This window comes from Leisingera sp. NJS201 (assembly GCF_004535885.1).
Taxonomy (GTDB): Bacteria; Pseudomonadota; Alphaproteobacteria; order Rhodobacterales; family Rhodobacteraceae; genus Leisingera.
Genome location: NZ_CP038234.1, coordinates 404,302 through 428,354 on the forward strand (window position 1 = coordinate 404,302; position 24,053 = coordinate 428,354).

Sequence of the window (24,053 nt, forward strand, 5' to 3'; positions counted from 1 at the left end):
TTGCGCCGGGGCGGGTCTTGGGGCATATGTTCCGCCACTGCATCGCCAGCCTATATGTTACCCTCTTGCAGACGGCGCACGCACGTGCGCCCCGCGAGGAAGAAAGAGCCACCGCCATGTATGACGCCCCGGAAAAGAAGAAATCGGAATTTGCGCTGATCCAGCTGATGCCGAACATGATGACCATTGGCGCCATCTGCGCTGGCTTGACGGCGATCCGCTTTGCGGTGTTCGGAAATTACACCCTGGCGGTGATGATGATCATCCTGGCGGCGATTCTGGACGGTCTTGACGGGCGGCTTGCCCGCGCCCTGCACAGCGAAAGCAAGATGGGCGCCGAGCTGGACTCGCTGGCGGATTTTCTGAACTTCGGCGTCGCGACACCGCTGGTGATCTATTTCTGGGCCTTGCAGGACGTGCGCGGCGCCGGGTGGATTTCGGTTCTCGTGTTTTCTGTTTGCTGCGTGGTGCGGCTGGCGCGGTTCAATGTCAGCACCAAATCCGAGGAGGCGCCAAAGGGGCGCAGCGGCTATTTCGACGGCATCCCGTCGCCCGCCGGCGCACTGCTGGCATTGCTGCCGATGTTTGTCGCCTTTGCCTTTGACGGCAAGGTGCTGCTGCCGGAGCTGCTGATCTGCCTGCATATGGTGGTGATCGGATTGGCAATGATCAGCCACATTCAGACTTGGTCGCCAAAGGCGGTTAAAATCTCCCGCGAGAATGTTAAGTATCTGCTCGTTGGCTTTGCCTTCATGGCTGCGGCATTACTGACCTATGCATGGACCGTGCTGGTTGTGCTATGCCTTGGCTACGTAGTGATGGTGATTTGGGGGCTGGTTTCAAAGCCAAAGGACTAGCCCGTGACGTCCGGGGAGGGACGAATTGGATATCAAGGCAGTTGAAGAATCTTACGCGCGCTGGGCGCCGGTCTACGACAAGACCTTTGGCGCGGTGACGCGCTCGGGCCGCCGCCGCGCGGCCCGCTATATCAACACCCGTCAGGGCAGCGTGCTGGAGGTTGGCGTCGGCACCGGGCTGTCGCTGAAGCATTACGCACCGCATCTGCAGGTGACTGGCATTGATTTCAGCCATGACATGCTGAAGAAGGCGCAAAGAAAGGTGCAGGAGCTGGGCCTGAACCAGGTCAAGCAGCTGCGCCAGATGGATGCGCGGTGCTTGGACTTTCCGGACAATTCCTTTGACACCGTGGCCGCGATGCATGTGCTTTCGGTGGTGCCGGATCCTGAACAAGTGATGCGCGAGATAACGCGCGTCCTGAAACCCGGCGGCGAGGTGGTGATCACCAACCATTTCAAAAGCGGCAAGGGGGTGCGGGCGTCGCTGGAGAAACTCTCGGCGCCGCTGGCCAATGTGATCGGCTGGCATTCGGATTTTGCGCTGGAGACGGTGCTGCAGGAGGACCGGTTGAGCATCAAGCAGCAAGAAAGCATTCCGCCCTTCGGGATGATGACTTTTCTGGTTCTGGGCAAGCAGCAAACCATGTGAAACGGCGCAATTCAGCGAAGCGGCCCCGGAGTGTTCTCCGGGGCTTTTCTTTGTGCGGCCTCTCTGCAACAGTGCGTTTGAACCAGGCGGAATTGCACCGCCTCAGGGGATGTAAATGCTTTTTACATGCCTATATCCGGATCATGAATTTGAGGGGAAGGAACGGATACTATGAGTGTTTCCCAATTTGAGAAGATGGTGGCGGAGAGCCAGGAAAAGGTCCGGGAGTCCCAGGCCAAGATCGGGGCGCTGACCTCACGCATTGAGACCGCGCGCAACAAGATCGAGGCGGGCGAGGATGCCAGCATCGACATCGAGAACGCGACGCTGGAGGATGTGCACGCCCACACCGACGTGATGAACGCCAATATCGCCGAACTGATTATGGGGCTGGACGATGTGACGGCGGCGTTCTCGAAAGATTTTGACGAGATGCGGGGCAAGACCGGCTGGGAGAGCTTTGTCGGCTTCTTCAGCAGCGGCAAATCGGATTCGATGCGCCAGGAGCGGATGCGCACCGCCAATATTGATGACAAGCTGCAGGATCTGATTGCCAAATCCGATGTGATCGTGAAGCTGCTGGAGGGACAGCTGGCGACGCTGGAAGAGCAGCGCGAAAAGGTCCAGGCGAACCTGACGGCCACCCTGGACGACCGCGAGTTCACGGTGCAGGAGCTGGAAGCCGTACGGGCCGGGATCGTGGCGCTGGACCCGCAGATCATCGCGCTGGAGAACAAGATATCGGTCGAGCAGGACGCCGCCGCGCGCACCAAGCTGGAGACCGAGCTGGCGGATCTGAATGCGAAGTATAACGCGATGGTGCAGGAGGAGCAGGTCAAGCTTGCCAAGTCCCAGACGCTGGAGCGCTATATCGAGAAGGGCAAGACCTGGGTCGACAGCTTGCAGAACCAGGCGGCAACGCAGATGGTGCTGATCAACAAGCTGCGGACGGACACGGCGCAGCGGGTGGTGCTGTATGACGCGCTGACCAAATCGCTGAAGACCGCACAGCAGCAGGATGTGGCGCACCGGATCAACGAGATCGGCGTGCAGACCGACAAGGAAGCCCAGACCGCGATGGCCGCGATCGGCACCGCGACCAACCAGAAGATGGCCGACATGCTGGAAGCGCATGAGGACAACATGGTGTTTGCCCGCGATGTGCTGGAGAAGAAGGCCAAGGCGGATGAACGCTTTGCCCGCCGGTTTGCGGCGATTGTCGAGAAGCACGACAAGAACCTGTATGGGGGGTGAGACGGTTGCGTTTTCCTTTGTTGCAAAACCCGAAGAGCTGGCGTGACTGGTGGTTGGACTTCTGCTGCCTCGCTCTGCTTTTGATGGTGCTTGGTGTATTTACCTCCCTTTCCAAAGCCATACTCATTGCGGCGGGAGTAGGCAGTATGATCGGCACAGCACTTCATCTGCGGTCGCGCTTGAAGAAAGCCCAAAGTGAGAATCCCCTTGAGGGGGCTGGGTGATTTTTCCGCGCTGCGGAAAGAACTTGGGAAAGCCGGAGCAAGATGTCGCCATTGAATTTGAGAAATGAAACGGGACAGCTCCCGGCCGCGGATGGGGGCGTAGTGCCCGCCGTTTTGCCGGAGGCAAACCTGCGGTTTGGAGAGGGCGGCCGGGCGCTGTCCGTGCCGCAAGCGGCACGTCCGGAAAGGGGGCTGGCATGACTGATCCCGCACACGACCACGCAGGCCTCAGCGATACCTTCGCCTCGCGCCGGTATTTCAAGAAGTTCGAGACCATCATCCGGCATCTCACCCGGGTTGCGGCGGCGATGCAGGCGGAGGGGCGGCTCAGCAAGTCCGATGTGAAGGTGCTGACCGGCTACCTGATGCGGCTCAATTTCACCTTCCGCGCGCTCTCGATGAAATACCTGATGGCGGGGCGGGACACGGGCAGGTTCTTTGGCAGCCTGGCGATGGACAAGCGCGACAGCGGCTTTCCGGTGGCGGCCGAACTGATGACTATGGCCAATGACGCCCAGCAGGCGGAGCGGCACCTAGCCAATATGGCCAGCGAGGCGCAGTTGAAGGATGATATGGTGCGCACCATCATCGCTGACCGCACGGTGCCGTCAAAGCTGCAATTCGCCCTGTCGCAGCGGCTTTATTATCAGGAACTGCTGAAGGGGCAGCTGTTCTGGACCCAGAACGACCCGGAATGCGAATGGCTGGAAAACATCGGCGAGCGCCGCCGGCGCTTTCTGCTGCATTGGGCCGCCTATGACAGCCAGGTGAACCTGCCGGTGATCTACCTGATGGAGCTGGAGGACAGCGGCAAGGTGGCGCTGCCCAAGGATGAGCGCCGCTGGCCCGAGGTGCAGGCGCATCTGATGGCTCAGGCGCTGGCCGGGTTGAAGCTGGTGACCATTGCCAAGGGGTTTGACGAGGATTTCGACGATCTGCATCCCAAGCAACTTCGACGCTATCACGTGGGGCCGATGTATTCCTCGGCCTATACCGAGCAGTCCGGCCCGTTGCACCAGGTGCTTGAGGAGGCAGAGGCGCCGGCGGGCCAGGACTGGGCGCTGGCCTGGACGCTGGAAGAGTTGGAAAGCGAAGAGGTGCGCGAGGAGCGCTCCGGCTGGTTCGGCACCGTGGAGCGGGAGATTTTTGCGCTCGATCCCTTTGGCGGGCGTGGTGCGGATACCGGGGCGACACGCACCCAGCGGGCCATTATCCTGCCGCAGCGTCCGTTCCAGGTGCTGGCAGAGCTGGACCCGCCTGGGTTCGGGGATGTGCAAAAGTTTGTGGTGAGCGAGGCGGGGCAGGTGCTGCGGTATTGAGGCCTGCGCGTGTTGCCGGTGCGGGAGCCTCCGGCGGGAGTATTTTGGGAAAGATGAAAAGCGGGCCGGATTTAAGGCTGCGCGCTGCGGATTGAGAGGGTGAGATGAGCATTTCAGGCAATCAGATGGAGCTGCGGGAAGAAGATATCCGCAAGCATTACGCCGCTGCGGCGGCGCTGCTGGAGGGGTTTGACCACACCCCGCGCATTGCCAAGCCGCAGGCAGAGGGCAAGGCGCCGGAGCGGTCGGCAGGGATTGGCTCGCGGCGGCGGTTCCGCTCGACCACGCCGGGGCTGGTGACGCGTTCCACCGCGCGGCCCGAAGGGGTGCATCTGATTGCCCGCATCGAGGCGGCGGATGAGGAGGATCCGCTGACCTCGCCGCTGCAGGCGACCTTGCAGCATGCCTTGCGCCGGGCGCTGGCGATCTCATTGGCGATGGGGGAGGCTTATGCGGATGTGTCCGGTCTGGGTGAACTGAAACGGGCCAATCTGGCGGGGTCCTTGGACGCGGCCCGCAAAGGTGAGTTCACCGAGCTGCTGGCGGCGGAGGCGCTGGTATCGGCGCATGTCTTTGCCAATGCCGTGGCGTTTTTGCTGGCGCCGCACGGGTCCGAAGCGCAGGCTGAGGTGGGCGAGGCGGAGGAACTGCTGACCGACAATGCGCCGCTGGCCCTGCACGGGGCGCTGTGGGAACTGGACCAGAAGCTGGCGCTGTATGGCACTGATGATGCGCATCTGATTGCGGCTGCGGCAGCTTATGCCGAGCAGCTGCTGGAGAAGGCTGCTTTGCGGGCGCAGAATGCAGGCCGGCTGGAAGCCTTCACGTCCGCCGCCTGGAGGGTTGAGGCGGATGACCTGACCATCAGCGGCTTTGACGCCGCGGCCAAGGCGAAATCCGCCACCCTGACCATGACGTTCAAGAAGCCGCATGAGGTGGTTGGCAACCATATTGCCAAATATCAGGCGCTACGGCTGTCGAAGATGCTGATGGCCTATGACTTTGACCGCCGATTGAACCCGTTTGCCGAGATGGGCGGATTCATCTTTACCTTCATGGGCGATGGCAAGCCGGGCACCGGTAAGACAACCCTGATTCAGATGATGGCGGGGCTGATGCATGATTATTGCCAGAATGCAGGCTATGCCTTCCGCTATCAGAATTTCGGCATCGACAATATCGACAGCTATCAGGGTAAATCGGGCCAGAACGCCAAGTCGTTCATCCAGAACGTGATCGACCCCGGCGTCATCGGCTTTGGCACCATCGACGACATTGACCAGATCGCAGGAAAACGCGGCGACCGGCAGTCCAGCGCGGGCCAGCAGGAGGTGACGGCGGTCTTCATGGAGGCCTTTGCCGGCGCCAACACCGTGGTGCGGGGCAATTGCACCTTTGGCATGTTCTCCAACTATCCGGAGAATGTGGACGACGCCCTGCGCCAGCGGGCGGGCGCGCGGTTCCTGGTCGACGGGCCGCAGACGCGGGAGGATTACATCGACATCCTGACGCTCTTGATGGGCAAGAACCATGCGATCCCGCTGGGGGAGCATGATCTGTACGGTGCGCAGGAAATCAGGAAGGCGGTCGCGCGGTCCTTCGAGGCCTACAACCGCCCGCAGGAGCCGGGGCTGGCGGAGGTCTTTGGCCGGGTGCAGGATCAGCTTGGAGAGCTGGATGATCTGGCCAAGCTCGGCACCTATCTGAAGGCGATCCAAGCCGCGGATGAACGGTTCACCGGGCGGGCGATCAAGAACATCACCGATGCGGTCAAGGTCCGGGCGATGGATTTCGAGCTGCCGGATGAATGGATGGAGAACCCGGAGCTGTTCCTGTTCAAGGATTACGAGACCAAATCCGCGATGATTGCTGAACTGCGGGTGCCCATCACGGTTGACATGGTGGTGCAGGAGATCAACCGCTACGCCGACAGCGAGTTCCGCTATGCCGACAAGTCGGATGAGGTGGCGATTGAAAACATGGTGCGTGACTTCGGGCGGCAGGAAGAGGCCAAGCGGCGGTATCTGGAGGGGAAGTGACCGTTGGGGATTGCTCTCTTATATCTCGGAATTGTGGTGACGGTTTTTGCCGCGCTCTTCACCCTTCCAGCCGCGTGGGTCAACGGCGACAGAGTTGGGAACAAGGAGAGGGTTTGGTGGCGGGCAGCAGGCTTTACACTATTGACAGCCGGGATCATTTGCTTTGCGGCCTATGGTCTAGCTGGCATTGCCTTTTTGCCTGGCTTGTCTCCTGGTCCAGTTAGCGCCTTTGAGTATTTGCAGTTTGCGGCAGCCGGAACGGCAGCATCGTGTGTTGTGCTGGTTCCAATCTCAGCGCTCGTTTTTGGTGCGGCTTGGTTCCTGGGCAGACGATCATTCACCCGTGCACGGGTGCAGGAGAAGGCCTGATGAGTGTTGAGCAAAACAACGGGGCAGAACATGTCCGTGGGTGGAAGCGGAGCGCCCGCCCGTTTTGCCGGAGGCAAACCTGCGGTTTGACGGGGCGGACGGGCGCTGCCCGAGCCGCAAGCGCCTCGGGCGGCGAAATTGTGCAGCCGTTCTCACAACAAATGCGCCACTTTCGTGATGCACACAGGAGGACAGTATGAAACGCCTCATCCAGCATGGCCTGATGTTCGGCAATCTCTTCCATGTGGCTTCGCCCGCGCTGGTGGAGCGGTATAGGCGCGCGCTGAAGCATCTGACCGGCAAGACCACGGACCTCACGGATTTCCACGTCGATATCTCGGGTTTTTCGCCCGAAATCGGGGATGAGCTGGGGGATGATCACTATCTGAACCATGCAGGCGTGAACCGGCAGTTCATTCTGCTGTCGACCGAGCAGAAGCGCTGCCCGCTGCTTCACGTGAAATTCTCCACCAGCCGGGACATTCTGCGCCGATTCATCGAGGTCAATGAACGCCAGCTGTTTGCGCTGACGGCGACGGATGCGGTGGCAGGCGAGCTGGTGAATTCGGTGTTTGAGGTGCCCTCTCCGGCCAAGCTGTTCGACATCCGGCAGGTGCGGATCGAGGCGGATACCACCAAGGGCACCTTGCGCCATGCGGACCACCTGGCGCAGCTGGTGGAGCGGTTCAAAACGCATGAGGATGCCTGGTTTGACGATGCGCTGATCGGGGAGATGATTGCGACGGCGGAGAAGACCGGCGATGTGACCCGCAATCCGGTGCATCTGGAGCATGAGGTCTTTGAGCAGTCGAACTTCTGGACTGCGCATTTCGGCGGGCTTTATGTGTTTCAGGACGTTGAGCACCCGGCGGTGATTGCCAGCGGAGCGAAGCCCGAGGACGTGCCGCTGGCCCGCGTGTTTGATCTGAGCGAGCGCAATGCGATTGCCAAGTTTCTGGAACTGAACGGGCTGGCAGAGCCGGTGATCCGGTCGCGCGGCGTCGATGGCGCGGCGATCCTGCGGCAGAAAATGGGGTTCCTGGCGGTGAGCGTGCTGACCGGGAAGGGCCGGGACCTCACTGGCCTGTCGCGCGGTGACCTGCGGCGGATGGCGGCGCGGCATGCGGATGAGCTGCCGGCGGAGTTCGAGGGGCTGGCGGCGCTGGTGCGCTGGGCCGAGGGGGGCGGCAAATGGCCGAAGATCCGCTCGGACCATCCGGCCTATTTCTATTCCTTGCGGGCGTCGGACACTGCCCAGCGGGACTTGGTGAATATGCTGCTGGCGGAGCTGTGCCCGCATGACTTCCGGCAGATGTTCATCTGCCACAAGGAAGAATTCTACCGTCAGTACCGGGGCTGGCCGGAGACGAAAAAGGCCTATGCGGCTGAGTTCCTGGCGCGCGAATATGCGGTGGACAAGGCCGGCGCGCGCGCCGCGCTGTTCGGGCATGAGCCGGATATGCAGGACCGTCTGCCCAAGCTGCCGCGGGTGCAGCGCAAGGGGATGGTCGATCGGGTCGGCCCCTGGGGCGCGGTCAGCCGGGTAAGGGACCGCTGAATGTTCGGTTTTTTTCGCCTGATCCTGATCCTGCTGGTGGTGCTGACCGTGGCCTATGGCACGGTGTCGCTTTATTCGCGTGAGGTGCGGCGGGCGAAACTGAAACGCCGCTGGAAAGAGAAGGGGTTGACCGGCGACCGCTCCGCCTTCATCCAGCGGGGGCTGAAACAATACGACCGCTCGTTCCGGCGCAAGCTGATCCTGCTGGTCTATATCATTCCGCTGGGGGCGCTGGCGTTTCTGGTCTATGTCATTAACTTCATGTGAGGTGCAGCAGATGCGTTTCATCAAATGGGCTTTCCTGATCACCATCTGGGTGCTGTTCGGGGCCTTTCTGCATTATACGCTGCCGCAGTACGATGTGGTGCGGATCGTCAATACCTACGAGGAGCGGCAGGAGCTGAACGACTGGACGCGGGTTTTCTGGTCGCAGCCGGATGACCAGTCGGCGGAGCTGATCAACCGCGATGTGCAGTTCATCCAGGCGGTGCGCCCCAATGGCCGCAATATCGTGTACCGGAATGAGGATACCGGCTGGAATTGGCCGCCCTATTTCAAGTTCGATACGGCCAATCTGTATACGGATGCCAATGACAGCATCTCAACCAAGGCGAACCCGGAATGGGTGGCGGTGATGCACTATGGCTGGCGCAATGAATTCCTGTCGGTCTTTCCCAACGCGGTGACGATCAACCCGGTTGCGGGACCGGAGGACAAGCCAGCCAACTGGTTCACGATCATTGTTCTGGTGCTTCTGGCGGCGGTATTCTGGGCCGTCTATGTGCGCTGGCGCCGCTTCCGCCGGGCGCGGATCGACCCGATGGTCGAGAATGTCGAAGACAGCCTGTATGCCGCCGGCGATGCGCTTGCCGAGCGCAGGGGACGGTTCCGGCGCTGGCTGGACAGCTGGAAGTCGAAGTGACGAGAGGGGCCGCGGACCGGGCGGCTCTGAAACTTGCAAACGGATGCGCGGGCCTGAACGGGCCCGCATTTTTTTTATTCGATACGGTCGAGCACCCAATCCAGCGCCGGGGTGAAATCGCCAGCCGAAAGCGCCCCGCGTGGTGCCGCGGCGGCAGCAAAGGCGAAACCGTGTGTGTAATCCACCAGCAGGCAGAGAATGGTGCGGGCCTCTGCGCCAGATACGTCTGCGGCGGTGATTTCCGCCTCGATCAGCCGGGTCAGCCCGGTCAGGGAGGGGCCGATCAGGGCCGGGTTTTCCAGGATGCACTTTGCAAGCTCCGGATGCTTGGTCACCTGGGCGCAATAGCGTGTCATCAGGTCGCGCAGCCGCAGTTTGGGCGTTGCCGCTTCTGACGGGGTGTCTGAACCTGCAAACGCAATGGCGACGAGGGATGCAATCATCTCGTCCTTGGTTCCGGCGTGATGGGCAACGGCCATCGGGGTGACGCCAAGCGCCTTTGCCAGTGCTTTGAAGGTGAGGGCCTTGCTGCCGCCCTCATCGAGCAGCTGCAGGGCCGTTTTCAGCACATCATCCTTGCTGAGGGTCCGGCTGCCCCTGGGCGGGCGGCCCATGCGCGGGGGCATTGGTCAGGCTACCCGGAACGTGGTCTGGACCATGCCGGTGGGCAGGATGCGGGAGCTTGCCGCCTGGAGGTCGATGTCCCGGTCCAGGCTGCCGAACAGCGGAATCCCGATGCCGATCAGAATCGGGACCGTTGTGATGGTCAGATCGGCGATAAGCCCCTGGCGCAGGAAGGACTGCACCATCCGTCCGCCGTCGATATAGGCGCGGGTCCAGCCCTCTTCTTGCAGCTCCTGCATAAGGTCTGCGGGCGCGGCGGTGCTGAGGCGCACCTTGTCCTTCAGCTCCTCGGGAATGTCCTGTTCGGTCAGGCTGCTGCTGAGGACCACAACAGGTTTGCTGTAGGGCCATTGGCCGAACCCGAGCAGGGTGCGGAACGATCCGGTTCCCATGACCAGCCCGTCGACGCTGTACATGAAGGCGGCAAAGCCGCCATCGTCATCTTCGGCAACAGGCTGTTTGTGCAGCCAATCCAGCGAATGGTCCTGGCGGGCCACAAAGCCGTCGAGGCTGGTGGCGATGAAGACGTGGCCGGTGGTCATCGGGTTCTCCTGTGCATGCGGTTAATTATACGACATATAATTAACCGCATGCCGCGTTCCAAGGGGCTGACGCAAGATTCACTGCGTGCGAATCGATTCGGTGGGATCAGCCGCGGGTAACCGCATGAAAGATAAGCGCTTGCCGCAAACGGGCTGGCGGATGCCGGTTTGAGTTTCTGGACATCCCTGTCCCGCCCGGCGCGGTAAACCTGCATGTCTTATTCCGGTTTCGCCGGGTCGGTTTTGTTTCCGATGGCCGGAAATTTTTCAGGCAATACCGCAGATAGCAAGGTGCCGTCCTTCGGGCGGAGAATTGGGAAGCTGGTGAAACTCCGGCACTGCCCCCGCAACGGTGACCCCGGGCAAGGCATGGCAAACAACCACTGAAGCCAATGGCTTCGGGAAGGTGCCAGGCCCCGCCGCCAAAGCGGCCCCGGGACAGTCCGGAAACCAGCCTTGCCATGTAAACGTCAACCGCGGACGGCGGCGGGGCGGTTGCGGCGCGTGTCCGCAATCCCTTTGCTTATGCCTGCACCCAAGCCAACACGCCGCGGGGATGCGGCAGAGGAGAGAAGCAGATGCTTCACGACAGCGAAATTCTGGCCAAGCTGATGGCGCGGCAGAAAAACTATTCTCTGGAACAGGCGTTCTACACCGATCCGGGTGTTTTGGATCTGGACATGCGGCAGATCTTCTACCGCGAGTGGCTGTTTGCCATTCCCGCCTGCGAAGTGCCGAAACCGGGCAATTATGTGACCCATCAGGTGGGATCGTATAACGTCATCATCGTGCGTGGCACTGATGGCGAAGTGCGTGCTTTCCACAACGCCTGCCGCCACCGCGGTTCGGTTGTGTGCAAGGCGAAAAAGGGCAATTCGCCCAAGCTGGTCTGCCCTTACCACCAGTGGACCTACGAGCTGGACGGCAAACTGCTGTGGGCGCGTGACATGGGGCCGGATTTCGATGCCTCCAAACACGGGCTGAAGCCGGTGCATTGCCGCGACCTGGCCGGGCTGATCTACATCTGCCTGGCGGATGAGGCGCCGGACTTCGACGCCTTTGCCGCTGTGGCGCGTCCCTATCTGGAGCCGCATGATCTGGGCAATGCCAAGGTGGCCTTTGAAAGCTCGATCATCGAGAACGGCAACTGGAAGCTGGTCTGGGAGAACAACCGCGAGTGCTACCACTGCGGCGGCAACCACCCGTCGCTGTGCCGGACCTTCCCCGAGGACCCTTCGGTCACTGGCGTAGAGGGCGGCGAGACCCCGCCGCATCTGCAAAAGCACTTTGACCGGATTGAAGCGGCAGGCTGCCCGGCGCAGTTCCGCATGGATGCGCGCGGCCAGCACCGGCTGGCGCGGATGCCGCTGAATGAGGGCGCGGAAAGCTACACCATGGACGGCAAGGCGGCAGTGGCCAAGCCGCTGGGCCGGGTGCCCTTTGCTGATGCCGGCACGCTGCTGAAGTTCCACTATCCGACCACCTGGAACCACTTCCTGCCGGATCATTCCCTCGTGTTCCGGGTCACTCCGATCAGCCCGACCGAAACCGAAGTCACTACCAAATGGCTGGTGCACAAGGATGCGGTCGAGGGCCAGGATTACGACATCAAGCGCCTGACCGAGGTCTGGATGGCGACCAATGACGAGGATCGCATTGTGGTCGAAGACAACCAGCAAGGCATCAACTCCCCCGCTTATGAACCCGGTCCCTATTCCGAGGTGCAGGAAAGCGGCGTCATCCAGTTCTCCAACTGGTATGCTGAACACCTGACCCGCGCGCTGACCGGCCGCCATCTGATTGCGGCGGAGTAAGATCATGGGATTGCAGGCCAATTTTGAGACTCTGGACGAAACCCTGGCGTGGAAGGACGACGAGATGCTGGAATGCGTCTCGGTTGTTCCGGAAGCGCCGAACACCGCCACCTTCAGCTTCCGCGCGCCGTCGGGCGCGTGGTTCAAATACCAGCCGGGCCAGTTCCTGACGCTGGAGCTGCCGGTGCCGGAAGGGACAGTCTGGCGCACCTATACCATCAGCTCGTCGCCCTCGCGGCCCTTGTCGATCTCGGTCACGGTCAAGGCCCAGGGCGACAGCATCGGCACCCGCTGGATGCTGGACCATCTGCGCCCCGGCAGGATCCTGCGCGCCTCCGGCCCGGCAGGGGTGTTCACCCTGCCAAAGCGTCCGAATGGCAAGTTTCTGTTCATCTCCGCAGGCTCGGGCATCACACCCAGCCTGTCGATGACCCAGTATCTGTTCGACCGCGGCCAGTCGCCCGACATCTGCTTTATCAACTGCGCCAAACGCCCCAGCGAGATCATCGCCCGCCAGCAGCTGGAAAGCATGGCGTCGCGGCTGCCGGGGCTGAAGCTGAACCTGGTGGTGGAGGAGGACGACCCTTATCAGGTCTGGACCGGCTACCGCGGCCAGCTGAACCAGATCATGCTGGGCCTTATCGCGCAGGATTACCTGGAGCGCGAGGTCTACTGCTGCGGGCCGGAACCCTTCATGCAGGCGGTGCGCGACATGCTCAACGGCCTGGGCTTTGACATGGAGAACTACAACCAGGAGAGCTTTGGCGCGCCGGTTGAAACAGCCGCTGATGTGCCAGAGATCGACGATGTGGTGCCGGAGGAAACTGCTGCCGCCGAGATCAGCTTTGCGGCTTCCGGTGTTATGGCAACCTGCACCGAAACAGATACGGTGCTGGCGGTGGCCAAGGCCTCGGGTCTCAACATTCCGTCGGGCTGCACCTTCGGAATCTGCGGCACCTGCAAGGTCAAGAAAACCGCAGGCGAGGTGCATATGGTCCACAACGGCGGCATTTCGGAGGAAGACGTGGAGGCCGGTTTCATCCTGGCCTGCTGCTCCAACCCGATTGGCCGGGTTGAGGTCGATATCTGATGAAAACGGGCGCGCGCCGGATCTGGTGCGCGCCCTTGTTTTCGGGGCCTGATCAGGCTTCCAGTGCCAGCTTGTGCACATGGATTTCGTTGATCGGATGGCTCTCGGCGCCGATAACTCCGGGGCGGGCGTGGCGGTAGAGCGAGCGCCAGTAGGGCTGGATCACGGTGCCGTCGTCGCGCATGAACTGCTCGATCTTTTCCATGTGGCCGCGGCGGACATCGGCGTCGGCAATGGCCGAGGCAGCCTCCAGCATGGTATCGAACTCGGCGCTGGCAAGGCCGGTTTCATTCCAGGCCACCCCGGTTTTATAGGCTAGTGTCAGCACCTGCACCCCCAGCGGACGGTGGCCCCAGTCGGTGGAGCTGAACGGGTATTTGTCCCAGTCGTTCCAGAAGGTGTTGCCGGGCAGAACCGTGCGTTTGACCTTTAGGCCTGCGTCGCGCATCTGTGCTGCCAGCGCGTCGGTGGTATTGCGCCGCCAGTCGTCGTCGATTGAGTACAGCTCATGCTCGAAATCGAGCATCCCGGCCTCCTCCATCAGCGCGCGCGCGGCTTGCGGGTCGCGCACCGGGGCGCCGATATCGGCGTATTCCGGGTGGATCGGGCAGACGTGGTGGTTTTCCGCCAGGGTGCCGCGGCCGTCATAGCCAAGTTCCAGCAGCACCGCGTTGTCGCAGGCCAGCGCCAGGGCGCGGCGGACGCGGGCATCGGCATAGGGCTGCGCGCCATCGACCTCGGCGTCGCGGTTGGTGCGCAGCACCAGCGTGTTGGCCGAGATCGACTCGCTCACGTTCCAGCCGATGGAGGTGAAGATATCGACGTATTCCCCCACGGTTTCATAGACCATGTCGATTTCTTCGGCCTCGGCGGCTGACAGATGCGTGGAGCCGTCGGTGCCGAAGTCAACAAACTCGATCCGGTCCAGATGGGCGCCTTCGCCCCACCATTCGTGGCCGGTGTTCTTTTCCAGCGCCACTTTGACGCCGACCTCGTATTCCACCAGTTTGTAGGGGCCGGTGCCGACCGGGTCGGCGCCCGGATCGCCCGACCAGCCGTCCGGCACAATGGCCGCGGGGTATTCGGTCACTGCCGGGATGATGGTGATGTCGGGGCGGGTGAGCTTCACCTTCAGCGTCAGATCGTCGACCACCTCCAGCGCGCCCTCGGCGGGGCCGTCGCCGGCCTCGTTCTGCAAGGAACCCATGCGGGCCGCCATTGAGTTGCCTTCCCATTTGCCATCGCACCAGCGGGCAAAGTTATAGGCCACGTCCTTGGCGGTCAGGGTGCCGCGGCCGTCGTTCCAGTTCACGCCGGGGCGGATGTGCAGCAGGTATTCGGTGGCATCCTCGTTGACCTCCCAGCTTTCCAGGAGGCGCGGCTCAAAGGTGCCGTCTGCGTTGTACTGCACCAGATATTCCAGATAGCCGCGCACCAAGTTGCCAAGTTGCGGCCAGTTGAACAGCGGCGGATCAAGCAGCGCCCGTACCACCTGCTGGATGCGGATGGTGCCGCCCTCTTGGATATTGGCCGCCGCCTGCACCGGCTGACTGAGGCCGATCATGCCATAGGCCGCGGATGCGGTTACACCCAGCGCGGTTGCGCGGGACAGGAACTCGCGGCGGTCCAGTTTGCCTTGGGCTGTTTCCTCCGCATGCATGCGCACTGCGGGTGGAGGGTTTCCCTGTTATAGTATTGGGTCATTTTGCTTCCTTTGTTGCTGTGTTCAGCGCCGGAAAAGATGCGGGCAGCAGTGGAAAGGGTGTGAATGGCTGCCCCGCCCGCCAGCAGCCATCCGCCGGGGGCTTTATTCCGCCGGCTCCTGGATGATTGTGGTGGCGATCCCTGCCTGTTCGCGGCGGCCGTCGTTGTAGATTGCCTTGATCAGGGCCGCGCATTGCAGCACCATCACCACCGAGAAGGGCAGGGCGCCGATCACCATAGCGGTCTGGATCGCCTTCAATCCGCCGACCAGCAGCAGCGCCGTCACCACCGCGCCAAGCGCCACACCCCAGAAGATGATATGCGGGCGGGCCTTGGGGCCTTCGTCACCGGCGGCGTTGATGGTGTTGACGATCAGCACCGCGCTGTCCGCCGTGGTCACCAGATAGGTCATCAGCAGGATCACGATCATCACCGACATCGCCCAGCCGACCCAGGGCGACAGCATGTATTGTACCATGGCAAAGATCTTGTCGCCATCAGGTGCCGAGGAGATCTGGCCGCTTGCGCCGCCGTTCAGTTCCAGATCAATTGCCGTGCCGCCGGCCCAGGTGAACCAGACAAAGCACATCAGCGACGGGACTATCATGGCGCCCAGCACAAATTCGCGGATGGTGCGGCCCTTGGAGATGCGGGCCAGGAACAGGCCGACAAACGGGGCAAATGCAATCCACCAGGCCCAGTAAAACACCGACCAGGCGCCCTGCCAGCCTTCCAGCTTTGTGGCTACGCTGTCCGGGCTGCCGTCGCCGGTCCAGACGCGGAACATCATATCCGGCAGTGCAATCAGGTAATCCCACAGGCCGACAACCAGCGCCTGCAAGCCAAAGAAGGTGGAACCAAACAGCAGAAAGAAGCTGAGCAAGGCGATGCTCAGCACCATGTTGATGTTCGACAGCCACTTGATCCCCTTGCCGACACCCGACAGGGCCGAGGCAGTGGAGGCAGCCATAATCACCAGGATTGCCACAATCACCCCTGCGGTATTGGCGGTGCCGGCCTCGTTGGTCAGCCCGTCAATGCCAATACGGGTGAGGCCGGAGACAAACTGTTCCACCCCGAAACCCAGGGTCTGCGCCACGCCAAGGATGGTGGCGACCACGGCGACGATATCCACCACATGGCCGATGGATCCGGACAGCCGGGCGCCGAACAGCGGTGTCAGCGACGAGCGCATGGTCAGCGGCAGCCCGCGGCGGTAGCTGAAGAACCCCAGCGCCAGCCCGGCAATTGCATAGCAGGCCCAGGCACCTAGCCCCCAATGCAGGAAGGACCATTTGTAAGCCATGCGGATATTGTCCGCAGCACCGCCATTGGTCAGGCCTTGGATCACTTCGGGGTTATTGTTCCAGTGGTAGATCGGCTCGGCCACCGCCCAGGTCAGCATGCCGACCCCGATGCCGGCCCCGAACATCATCGAGAACCACGAGAAATTGGAGAATTCGGGTCTGTCGTCCGGCTGCCCCAGTTTCAGTTTGCCCGCCGTTGGCCAAATGGCCAGCGCGATGCAGCACAGCACGAACAGTGCCACGGTCCAGATGTACCAGGCGCCGAAGGACGCGAGGAGGAAACCGTTGATCGAATTCAGCACCGCACCGGATTGTTCGGGAAAGGCAATGGCCCAGACCACCAGCCCGCCGATCATCAGTTTTGACGAAATGGTGACGATCTGGCTGAAGCCCCGGTAAAATCCGCTGTCGGATGTGCCGATCGGCAGATCCGTTAAAGGAGGTTTGATTGACATGAAAATTCCCTGTTTCTGTTGATCTGCCCGTTGATGCCGCCCGGGGCTACGGCTTAGCAGACCTTACACAGGGCATTTTCTGGTACAAAAATTCTGCATTTTGCAGTAGGCAATAATTTATGAATGACATTAGCAGCATTAATAGGAAGCTGAGCTATAACCTGGTCGCGCTGCATAGTTTCGACCTGGTGGCCCGGCATGGTAATTTCACCGGCGCAGCCGAGGCGCTGGGGCTGACACAATCGGCGGTCTCGCAGAAAATCAAGGGTCTTGAGACGGAATTGGGCATTGCTTTGTTCCGGCGCGAGCACCGCGGTGTGTCGCTGACCAACGAGGGTGTGCGGCTGTTGAATGTGGTCCGTCCGGCGATGGCGCAGATGGGGAACTCGGTGGCGTCGCTGCTGGAGCGGAAGTCCCGGCCAAGGGTGCGGATTTCGGCGGATTTTGCCTTTGCCAGTTTCTGGCTGTTGCCACGGCTGTCGCATCTGCGCGCCGAACTGGGGGATGAGATCGAAATCCAGATCCTCGCCTCGCAGGTAGCGCCGGACGACTATGGCGAGGATTGCGATATCAAAATCCACGTCGGCCCGCGCAGCAGTATGGGTGACGGCGATGTGATGCTGCTGCAGGAGCGCGTCGGGGCGGTGTGCAGCCCGGCCTATCTGGAACGGCATGGCCCGGTATCTTCAGCAGCAAGCCTGCTGGACTTTCAGCTGCTCAGCTTGTCGAAACCGGCCTCGGCGGAGTGGCAGACCTGGCAGGGCTGGTTCGACCGCTTGGGTATCGCGGGGGAGCGGTCGAAAAACTACATCAGTTTCAACAACTACGACATGGTGGTGCAATCCGCAGTTTCGGGGATGGCATCGCCCTGGGCTGGCTGGGGCTGATCGACCGGCTGCTGCAGAACGGGTCGCTGGTCAGGGTGGTGCCGGATGTGGTGGTCAGCGATGCCGGCTATGTGATGTCGCGCGACTATTCCAGCCGCCTGCGGGGGCCCAGCCTGGTGTTCGACTGGATCGCCGAACATCTGGCAGGTTCCGCCGTGATGTAGGGCTGGTGCCGGACTACCAGCCGCGGCGCCCCAGCAGGGCGTGCAGCCGGTTCTGCGGGGCAAAGGCATCGACCGCGGCAGGCCGGGTCAGCCGCAGCAGCACCCGGCGCACCAGCAGCCCGCCCAGGCAGGCAAAGATCACCCCGCCGGCTGCCTGGCCCAGCAGAACCCCCGGTGCGCCACCCAGGGTGCCGCCCAGCACCGCCAGCGGCCAGGTGCCCAGGGTGTGGCGGCCCCAGTTGATCCAGGTGGAATAGACCGGGCGGCCCAGATTGTTGAAGCTGGCGTTTTCGACAAACAGCACCCCGTTGAAAAAATACGCCAGCGCCAGCGGCCCGCAGAACAGGTAGATCAGCGCGCGGGTTTCACCCGTGGCCGAGAACAGATCCGCAATTGGCACCCGCAGGGCAAACAGCACCGCCGCCATCAGCAGCACGTAGACCGCGGTAAAGGCGATGCCGGCCAGAAACGCCTGGCGCACGCGGGCAAACTGCCCGGCGCCAAAGTTCTGGCCGATGATCGGGCCGATGGCGCCGGACAGCGCAAAGATCACCGAAAATGCCACCGGCATCAGGCGCCCGATCACCGCCATCCCGGCGACCGCCTCAGTTCCGAACTGGGCGATTTCGCGGAGCACAATAGCATTGCCGAGCGGGGTTGCGACATTGGTCAGCACCGCAGGCACCGCAATTGCCCGGATCGTCCGCAGGTCGCCGCCGATCTGCCGCAGCGAGGGCCGCATGAAGCCCTGATGCACCCTGATGGCGGGCCAGAAGGCGGCCCCCAGCATACAGGCCCGCGCCAGCACCGAGGCAATGGCTGCCCCGTCCAGCCCCAGTCCCAAACCAAAGATCAGCAGCGGGTCCAGCACCGCGTTTAAGCCGCCGCCGTACAGCGTCGCCATCATCGACCGGCGCGCATCGCCATGGGCGCGCAGCACCGCCATGCCGGTCATTGCCAGCGCCATTACCCACATCGTCGGCAGAATGATCCAGACATAGCGCATGGCCAGCCGCAGCACCTCGCCCTCGGCGCCGAGCAGCGCCAGGATCTGTTCCAGAAAGGCCAGCACCAGAACCGGCATCAAAAGCCCGGCCAGCACCCCGATGGCGGCCACGCTGGTGGCGTAGTGCTGCGCCTGATCCGGCCGCCCCGCGCCCAGCTCCCGCGCCACCAGCGAACCTGCGGCGATCGACAGTCCGATATTGATCGAATTGGTGAAAAACAGCAGCGTTCCGGCATAGCCCACCGCAGCGGCCAGAGAGTCGTTTCCCAGCATCGCGATAAAGGCTATGTCGACGAAATCAACCGCAAACATCGCCATCAGCCCGATGCTGGCGGTCAGCGACATGCGGGTGACATGCCGCATCAGGCTGCCGGTCAGGAAGACGGCTTTGCGGTCCGGCTGGTCTGCCATCGTTCATTCCTTTCGGTCTTCTTGGCCCAGGTCCGGGGGGGCGGGCAAATCCGACCGCCGGCCTAAGGCAAAGCCGCAATCCCGGTCTTGTCAATGCGCGCTGCCGCGCACGCGGCGGCCGGATCAATCTGCGAACAGGTAATGGGTTCCTGCAATCTGCATGGCTTTCTCCTCGGTCAGCCCCAGGAAACCGCGCAGCTGCCCGGCGTTTTCCTCCGGGCTGCTGCTTTCCCGCATATGAAACAGCTGGCTGAACCCGGCATCGCGGATGCGGTCGTTTTCATGCAGGATGTCGTTGCGGATAGTCGGCAGCAGGCGCTCCAGCGTCAATTGCGGTGTGCGCTCACCCGCCAGTCCGACCCGGTGCGCGTGGCCGGTCAGATAGTCGTTGCTGAACTCGCATTCGATCTGCAGGAAACGGGTCGAGGAGCGGTCGGAATCGAAATCGTTCATCAGGTCGATGGCGCCGGGATCCAGGCAGATGATCAGCTGATCGGATTCGTAGTATTCGAACAGCATCCGCATCAGCGCGCGGCGGTGCCGGGTGCGCTTCATCAGCGCCGCCTGGATGCCGCCGAGGTCGGGCAAAGGGGTGTCTTCTTCGTTGAACAGGTATTCGATGGCCGGGATATTGGTCACTTGGCGGATCTGCTCCAGCAGCCGCTTGGCCACGTGCCATTTCTTGCAGATCACGATCAGCAGCTCGCGTTCACGCCCCAGCGAGCTTTCGGTCTCCCAGAACCGCGGTGCAAACCGGCGCCCGATCCGGCCCCGCTGGACCAGGAATGTATACAGGCTGCGCCCCTCGTTCGAGATTTGGAAGTCGATGCCTTGCGCCGCATAAAGCCGCCCAAGCCGCGATTTCAATTCTGTCGCTTCGGGGCTGATCTTGCGGGCGAATAAAAAGTCCTGGCTCAGCAGCAGGTCGTAATGGTCATTGTGGAAATTCACCGGCATCCCGTAATCGGTGAACATCAGGAAGGTGAGGGTCCGGGTCTCGATTTCTCCTTCCGGGATCAGGTGGCGCACCAGGGTCTGAAAGAAGGTTTCATCCGGGATCCAGGTGGTGCGGAAGAACCGCATCACATCGCGGCGCCTGCGGGTGAAATCCAGGATCCACTCCACCGTGCGGCGGCGCAGGCACCACCACTGGCTGCCGATCTGCACCTGGATATCGGCCGGCACCTCGCGCTGCAGCCCCAGGCGTTTCTGCAGGCCGTGGCTCCAGTAGAACAGCTGCTTGTGCTTGCGCTCGTTAAAAATGTGCCGGTAGATCAGCCGGTCTTCCTTCATGCCGGTCTTGATCCAGTCGCTTTCGAAGAAATCGAAGCTTTCGATGAAATCCTTGTCATGCTGATCAAGGAACCGGTGGGCATACTCCGCAGTTTTCACCGCCATGCAATCGCCCGACAGCATGTAGAAATGGGTGGCACGCGGGAATTCATCAACCGCGCTGCGCAGCGCGTGCAGCGTCGCCTCGACCAGCGACCATTCCCCCCAGCCGCATTTGATCCGCTTTTTGGCAAAGGTCACATTTGGATTGTCTGCCAGTTCAGCCCGGATCAACTGGTAGTCTTCCGGCGCCGCCCGCCCGTCAAAGTGAATCGCCATGTAATCACCAGCCGCGGTCAGCCGCTCAGCCTGCTGGATGATCGCCTCGGGGTCTTTATGGCAGAGCAGAATATATGCGATTTTTGCCATGGCGTGGACGGATTGCCTTGTTTTGCCTGATTGTTTCCCTTGATAAGCGGGCTTAAGGCACGAATAAACCAGATAGTTCCCGTTTCGGTAAACATATGCGAATACTGCTGGGGACAAGGCAAGAATAATCAAGAGGGCAGCGGATGGGGTTTCCCGGCACTTGGATGACGGAAAGTGAAAGTGTGGTCTACCGGGTGGTGCCGAAATGCGCCTGCTCGACGATCGGGCAGATCCTGCATTACTCCGATCATGGGCAGTTTTTCGATGGTGACATTCATGACGCCAAGCAGGGCCTGCACAAATGGGCGCTGGAACACAGCCAGGGTCCGATCACCCGCAATGTGCAGGGGCATCGGTCTTACGCCTTTACCTGTGTTCGCAATCCTTACACCCGCGTGCTCAGCTCGTTCTTTGACAAGATCTGCGGCATCCAGCGCAACGGGCGGCGTTACCGCGGCAATCTGGTGCCCAAGCTGGCCTATGAATACGGCATCGAGGTCGGCGGCGACGACGGCAAGCAGGAATTCGACCAGATCGCCAGCTTCCGCCGGTTTCTGCTGTTCGTGCGCGACACCATCCGCTGGCGCCGCCCGATGGACCCGGACATCCACTGGTCGGCGATGTCGGGGCATGTGTCCACCTTCATCCTGAACGGCGGCCGCTACAACCGCATCTTCTGGACCGAGGATTTCAACGCCGGCATGCAAGGGGTGCTGGACAGCATCGAAACTCCGCATGCGGTAGATTTGGCGTCGATCCCGCGCTTCAACGAAAGCGAAGGCCACGGCCCCAAGCGCGCGCACGCCGTTGAGGACTACTTCGACGACCTGTCGATGCATCTGGTCTACGAGATCTACAAACGCGATTTCGAGCTGTTCAAATACGATTTCGAGAACCCGGGCAACAAGATGCCGGTGGGCGAAATCGACCTGGACGAGGTGCACGCCAAGCTGGGGGAGTAGGCCGCAGGGAGAAAAAGGGGCTCCCGCGCCTGAGCCGCAGCATCAAAGATGCAGCGGCAAGCCTTGGGCCGGGCGCCGCTGGCGCGGCGCGGCGGCGCTCCTGAAATGTCTGCACAGCTTCTTTCTGGTTCCAAATACTCACCGCCGGAGGCACGCCGCGCGTTAGCGCGGCGCTTGGCCCAACGCCGCTTGGCGCGCTGGCGTTAGCTAGCGGGGCGTAGCGGGGGCGGGAGTTTTTTGCTGAAACAGGAATGATGCTGAGAGGCGGTTCAGGGACAGGCGCCAAAAGAAAACCCGCCGCGTTTTTTGCGGCGGGTATTGAATGTTTCGTGACTGAAGGGCTTCAATCCTCGTCGGGCAGCGCGCGGACGGCGCCCTTGGCGGCGGAGGTGGCCAGCAGTGCATAGGCCTTCAACGCCTTGGAAACCTTGCGCTTGCGCGGCTCGGCGGGTTTCCAGCCTTTGGCGTCCTGTTCCTCGCGGCGTGCCGCCAGCTCTTCGTCGGAGACTGCCAGGTGGATCGAACGGTTGGGGATGTCGATCTCGATGGTGTCGCCCTGTTGCACCAGGCCGATCAGACCGCCCTCGGCAGCCTCGGGCGAGACATGGCCGATCGACAGGCCGGAGGTGCCGCCGGAGAAGCGCCCGTCAGTCAGCAACGCGCATTTTTTGCCGAGGCCTTTGGATTTCAGGTAGGAGGTCGGGTAGAGCATTTCCTGCATCCCCGGACCGCCGCGCGGGCCTTCATAGCGGATCACAACCACGTCGCCTTCTTTGACCTTGCCGGTCAGGATGTCGTTGACCGCCGCGTCCTGGCTTTCGCAGACATAGGCCGAGCCGTTGAAGGTGAGGTTGCTGGCATCGACACCGGCTGTTTTCACGATGCAGCCGTCCAGCGCGATATTGCCGAACAGCACCGCAAGGCCACCGTCCTGGCTGAAGGCGTGCTCTTGCGAGCGGATCACGCCGCCTGCGCGGTCCACGTCCAGCTCTTTATAGCGGTTCGACTGGCTGAAGGCTTGCGTTGTGCGCACGCCGCCGGGGGCTGCCTTGAACAGCTCTTCGGCTTCGGGGTTATTGGCAACCTTGACGTCCCACTTGGCAATCGCCTCGCCCATGGTCGAGGAGTGCACGGTGCTGCAATCATTATGCAACAGGCCTGCACGGGACAATTCACCCAGGATCGAGAAGATACCGCCGGCCCGGTGCACGTCTTCCATATGCACATTTGCCGTGTTCGGCGCCACCTTGCACAGGCAGGGTACCTTGCGGCTCAGCTGGTCCATGTGGGACATGTTGAAGTCGACTTCGCCCTCATTGGCGATGGCCAGCAGGTGCAGCACCGTGTTGGTGGAGCCGCCCATGGCAATGTCCAGGCTCATCGCGTTCTCAAACGCCTTGAACGTGGCAATCTCGCGCGGCAGCAGGCCCTTTTCCTCGCCGACATAGTGACGCTTGGTGATGTCGACGATCTTGCGGCCGGCCTCCAGGAACAGGTGCTTGCGGTCAGCGTGCGTTGCCAGCGTCGAGCCGTTGCCGGGCAGCGCCAGGCCCAGGGCCTCGGCCAGGCAATTCATCGAGTTGGCAGTGAACATGCCCGAGCACGACCCGCAGGTGGGGCAGGCGTTCTCTTCGATGTGCTGGACCTGTTCATCGGTGAACTTGTCATTCGCTGCGGCGACCATCGCATCGACCAGGTCGATCTTCTTCATGTCCAGATCGGCAATGTCGATCTTGCCTGCTTCCATCGGGCCGCCGGAGACAAAGATCGCCGGGATGTTCAGCCGCATCGCGGCCATCAGCATGCCCGGAGTGATCTTGTCGCAGTTGGAGATGCAGACCATGGCATCGGCGCAATGGGCGTTGACCATGTATTCGACGCTGTCGGCAATCACTTCGCGCGACGGCAGTGAATACAGCATGCCGTCATGGCCCATGGCGATACCGTCATCCACCGCGATGGTGTTGAACTCCTTGGCGACGCCGCCGGCCGCCTCAACCTCACGGGCGACCATCTGGCCCAGGTCCTTGAGATGCACGTGGCCGGGCACGAACTGGGTAAAGGAGTTGACGATGGCGATGATCGGTTTGCCAAAATCATCGTCTTTCATGCCGGTGGCGCGCCACAATCCGCGCGCGCCCGCCATGTTGCGGCCATGGGTGGAGGTTCTGGATCGGTACATTGGCATCAGGCTA

21 protein-coding genes and 1 riboswitch are annotated in these 24,053 nt (G+C 61.8%); of the genes, 14 read left to right on the plus strand and 7 right to left on the minus strand.

Annotation, left to right across the window (positions count from 1 at the left end; all coding sequences use genetic code 11):
• Positions 1-116 precede the first annotated feature (116 nt).
• The 9 genes from ETW23_RS02015 (at position 117) to ETW23_RS02055 (ending at position 9,191) form a co-directional block, all read left to right on the plus strand.
• Positions 117-857, plus strand: a complete 741-nt coding sequence (locus ETW23_RS02015) for a phosphatidylcholine/phosphatidylserine synthase (protein ID WP_129372138.1) — start codon at positions 117-119, stop codon at positions 855-857.
• Between the two features lie 25 nt (positions 858-882).
• Entirely contained in the window at positions 883-1,506 is a 624-nt protein-coding gene (locus ETW23_RS02020) for a class I SAM-dependent methyltransferase (protein ID WP_129372137.1), read from the plus strand.
• 171 nt (positions 1,507-1,677) lie between these two features.
• Entirely contained in the window at positions 1,678-2,760 is a 1,083-nt protein-coding gene (locus ETW23_RS02025; RefSeq protein ID WP_134828956.1) for a hypothetical protein, read from the plus strand.
• 421 nt (positions 2,761-3,181) lie between these two features.
• Complete coding sequence (locus tag ETW23_RS02030) at positions 3,182-4,303, plus strand: hypothetical protein (RefSeq protein WP_134828957.1); 1,122 nt, start codon at positions 3,182-3,184, stop codon at positions 4,301-4,303.
• 104 nt (positions 4,304-4,407) lie between these two features.
• Positions 4,408-6,342: an ATP-binding protein gene (locus ETW23_RS02035; RefSeq protein WP_134828958.1), complete on the plus strand. Its 1,935-nt coding sequence runs from the start codon at positions 4,408-4,410 to the stop codon at positions 6,340-6,342.
• Between the two features lie 3 nt (positions 6,343-6,345).
• A complete protein-coding gene (locus ETW23_RS02040) occupies positions 6,346-6,711 on the plus strand; it encodes a hypothetical protein (RefSeq protein WP_134828959.1) in 366 nt (121 codons plus the stop codon).
• Between the two features lie 196 nt (positions 6,712-6,907).
• Positions 6,908-8,269: a DUF6638 family protein gene (locus ETW23_RS02045; RefSeq protein ID WP_134828960.1), complete on the plus strand. Its 1,362-nt coding sequence runs from the start codon at positions 6,908-6,910 to the stop codon at positions 8,267-8,269.
• A complete protein-coding gene (locus ETW23_RS02050; protein ID WP_129372131.1) occupies positions 8,270-8,536 on the plus strand; it encodes a hypothetical protein in 267 nt (88 codons plus the stop codon).
• Positions 8,537-8,546: 10 nt separating this feature from the next.
• Positions 8,547-9,191, plus strand: coding sequence for a DUF1523 family protein (locus ETW23_RS02055; RefSeq protein ID WP_134828961.1), 645 nt, complete (start codon positions 8,547-8,549; stop codon positions 9,189-9,191).
• Positions 9,192-9,265: 74 nt separating this feature from the next.
• Here ETW23_RS02055 and ETW23_RS02060 read toward each other — a convergent pair whose 3' ends face one another.
• Both ETW23_RS02060 and ETW23_RS02065 read right to left on the minus strand, forming a co-directional pair.
• Positions 9,266-9,817, minus strand: coding sequence for a TetR/AcrR family transcriptional regulator (locus ETW23_RS02060; RefSeq protein ID WP_129372129.1), 552 nt, complete (start codon positions 9,815-9,817; stop codon positions 9,266-9,268).
• Positions 9,818-9,820: 3 nt separating this feature from the next.
• The gene (locus ETW23_RS02065; RefSeq protein WP_134828962.1) at positions 9,821-10,357 is read right to left on the minus strand and encodes a dihydrofolate reductase family protein; all 537 of its coding nucleotides are present in this window, start codon (positions 10,355-10,357) and stop codon (positions 9,821-9,823) included.
• A 272-nt stretch (positions 10,358-10,629) separates the two neighbouring features.
• Positions 10,630-10,831, plus strand: a riboswitch (cobalamin riboswitch).
• Positions 10,832-10,935: 104 nt separating this feature from the next.
• Here ETW23_RS02065 and ETW23_RS02070 point away from each other — a divergent pair.
• A complete protein-coding gene (locus tag ETW23_RS02070; protein ID WP_134828963.1) occupies positions 10,936-12,171 on the plus strand; it encodes an SRPBCC family protein in 1,236 nt (411 codons plus the stop codon).
• A 4-nt stretch (positions 12,172-12,175) separates the two neighbouring features.
• A complete protein-coding gene (locus ETW23_RS02075) occupies positions 12,176-13,261 on the plus strand; it encodes a hybrid-cluster NAD(P)-dependent oxidoreductase (RefSeq protein ID WP_134828964.1) in 1,086 nt (361 codons plus the stop codon).
• Between the two features lie 52 nt (positions 13,262-13,313).
• On the opposite strand, the gene ETW23_RS02080 is transcribed toward ETW23_RS02075, so the two are convergent.
• Both ETW23_RS02080 and ETW23_RS02085 read right to left on the minus strand, forming a co-directional pair.
• Positions 13,314-14,921: an ABC transporter substrate-binding protein gene (locus ETW23_RS02080; protein ID WP_134828965.1), complete on the minus strand. Its 1,608-nt coding sequence runs from the start codon at positions 14,919-14,921 to the stop codon at positions 13,314-13,316.
• A 147-nt stretch (positions 14,922-15,068) separates the two neighbouring features.
• Complete coding sequence (locus ETW23_RS02085; protein ID WP_134828966.1) at positions 15,069-16,727, minus strand: BCCT family transporter; 1,659 nt, start codon at positions 16,725-16,727, stop codon at positions 15,069-15,071.
• Between the two features lie 119 nt (positions 16,728-16,846).
• On the opposite strand from ETW23_RS02085, the gene ETW23_RS02090 reads away from it, so the two are divergent.
• Together ETW23_RS02090 and ETW23_RS26540 are read left to right on the plus strand one after the other, a co-directional pair.
• Entirely contained in the window at positions 16,847-17,614 is a 768-nt protein-coding gene (locus ETW23_RS02090; protein ID WP_134828967.1) for a LysR family transcriptional regulator, read from the plus strand.
• Between the two features lie 38 nt (positions 17,615-17,652).
• Positions 17,653-17,778 (plus strand): hypothetical protein, encoded by a 126-nt coding sequence (locus ETW23_RS26540; RefSeq protein ID WP_302657716.1) that lies wholly within the window; start codon positions 17,653-17,655, stop codon positions 17,776-17,778.
• Between the two features lie 13 nt (positions 17,779-17,791).
• Here the strand turns inward: ETW23_RS26540 and ETW23_RS02095 are convergent, their stop codons facing one another.
• Together ETW23_RS02095 and ETW23_RS02100 are read right to left on the minus strand one after the other, a co-directional pair.
• Positions 17,792-19,195: an MATE family efflux transporter gene (locus ETW23_RS02095; RefSeq protein ID WP_254695113.1), complete on the minus strand. Its 1,404-nt coding sequence runs from the start codon at positions 19,193-19,195 to the stop codon at positions 17,792-17,794.
• Between the two features lie 123 nt (positions 19,196-19,318).
• Positions 19,319-20,896 (minus strand): DUF5928 domain-containing protein, encoded by a 1,578-nt coding sequence (locus tag ETW23_RS02100; protein WP_134828968.1) that lies wholly within the window; start codon positions 20,894-20,896, stop codon positions 19,319-19,321.
• Positions 20,897-21,039: 143 nt separating this feature from the next.
• Here ETW23_RS02100 and ETW23_RS02105 point away from each other — a divergent pair, with 143 nt between their 5' ends.
• A complete protein-coding gene (locus tag ETW23_RS02105; protein WP_134828969.1) occupies positions 21,040-21,858 on the plus strand; it encodes a sulfotransferase family protein in 819 nt (272 codons plus the stop codon).
• 343 nt (positions 21,859-22,201) lie between these two features.
• Here the strand turns inward: ETW23_RS02105 and ilvD are convergent, their stop codons facing one another.
• Complete coding sequence (ilvD, locus tag ETW23_RS02110) at positions 22,202-24,046, minus strand: dihydroxy-acid dehydratase (protein ID WP_134828970.1); 1,845 nt, start codon at positions 24,044-24,046, stop codon at positions 22,202-22,204.
• Between the last annotated feature and the right edge of the window lie 7 nt (positions 24,047-24,053).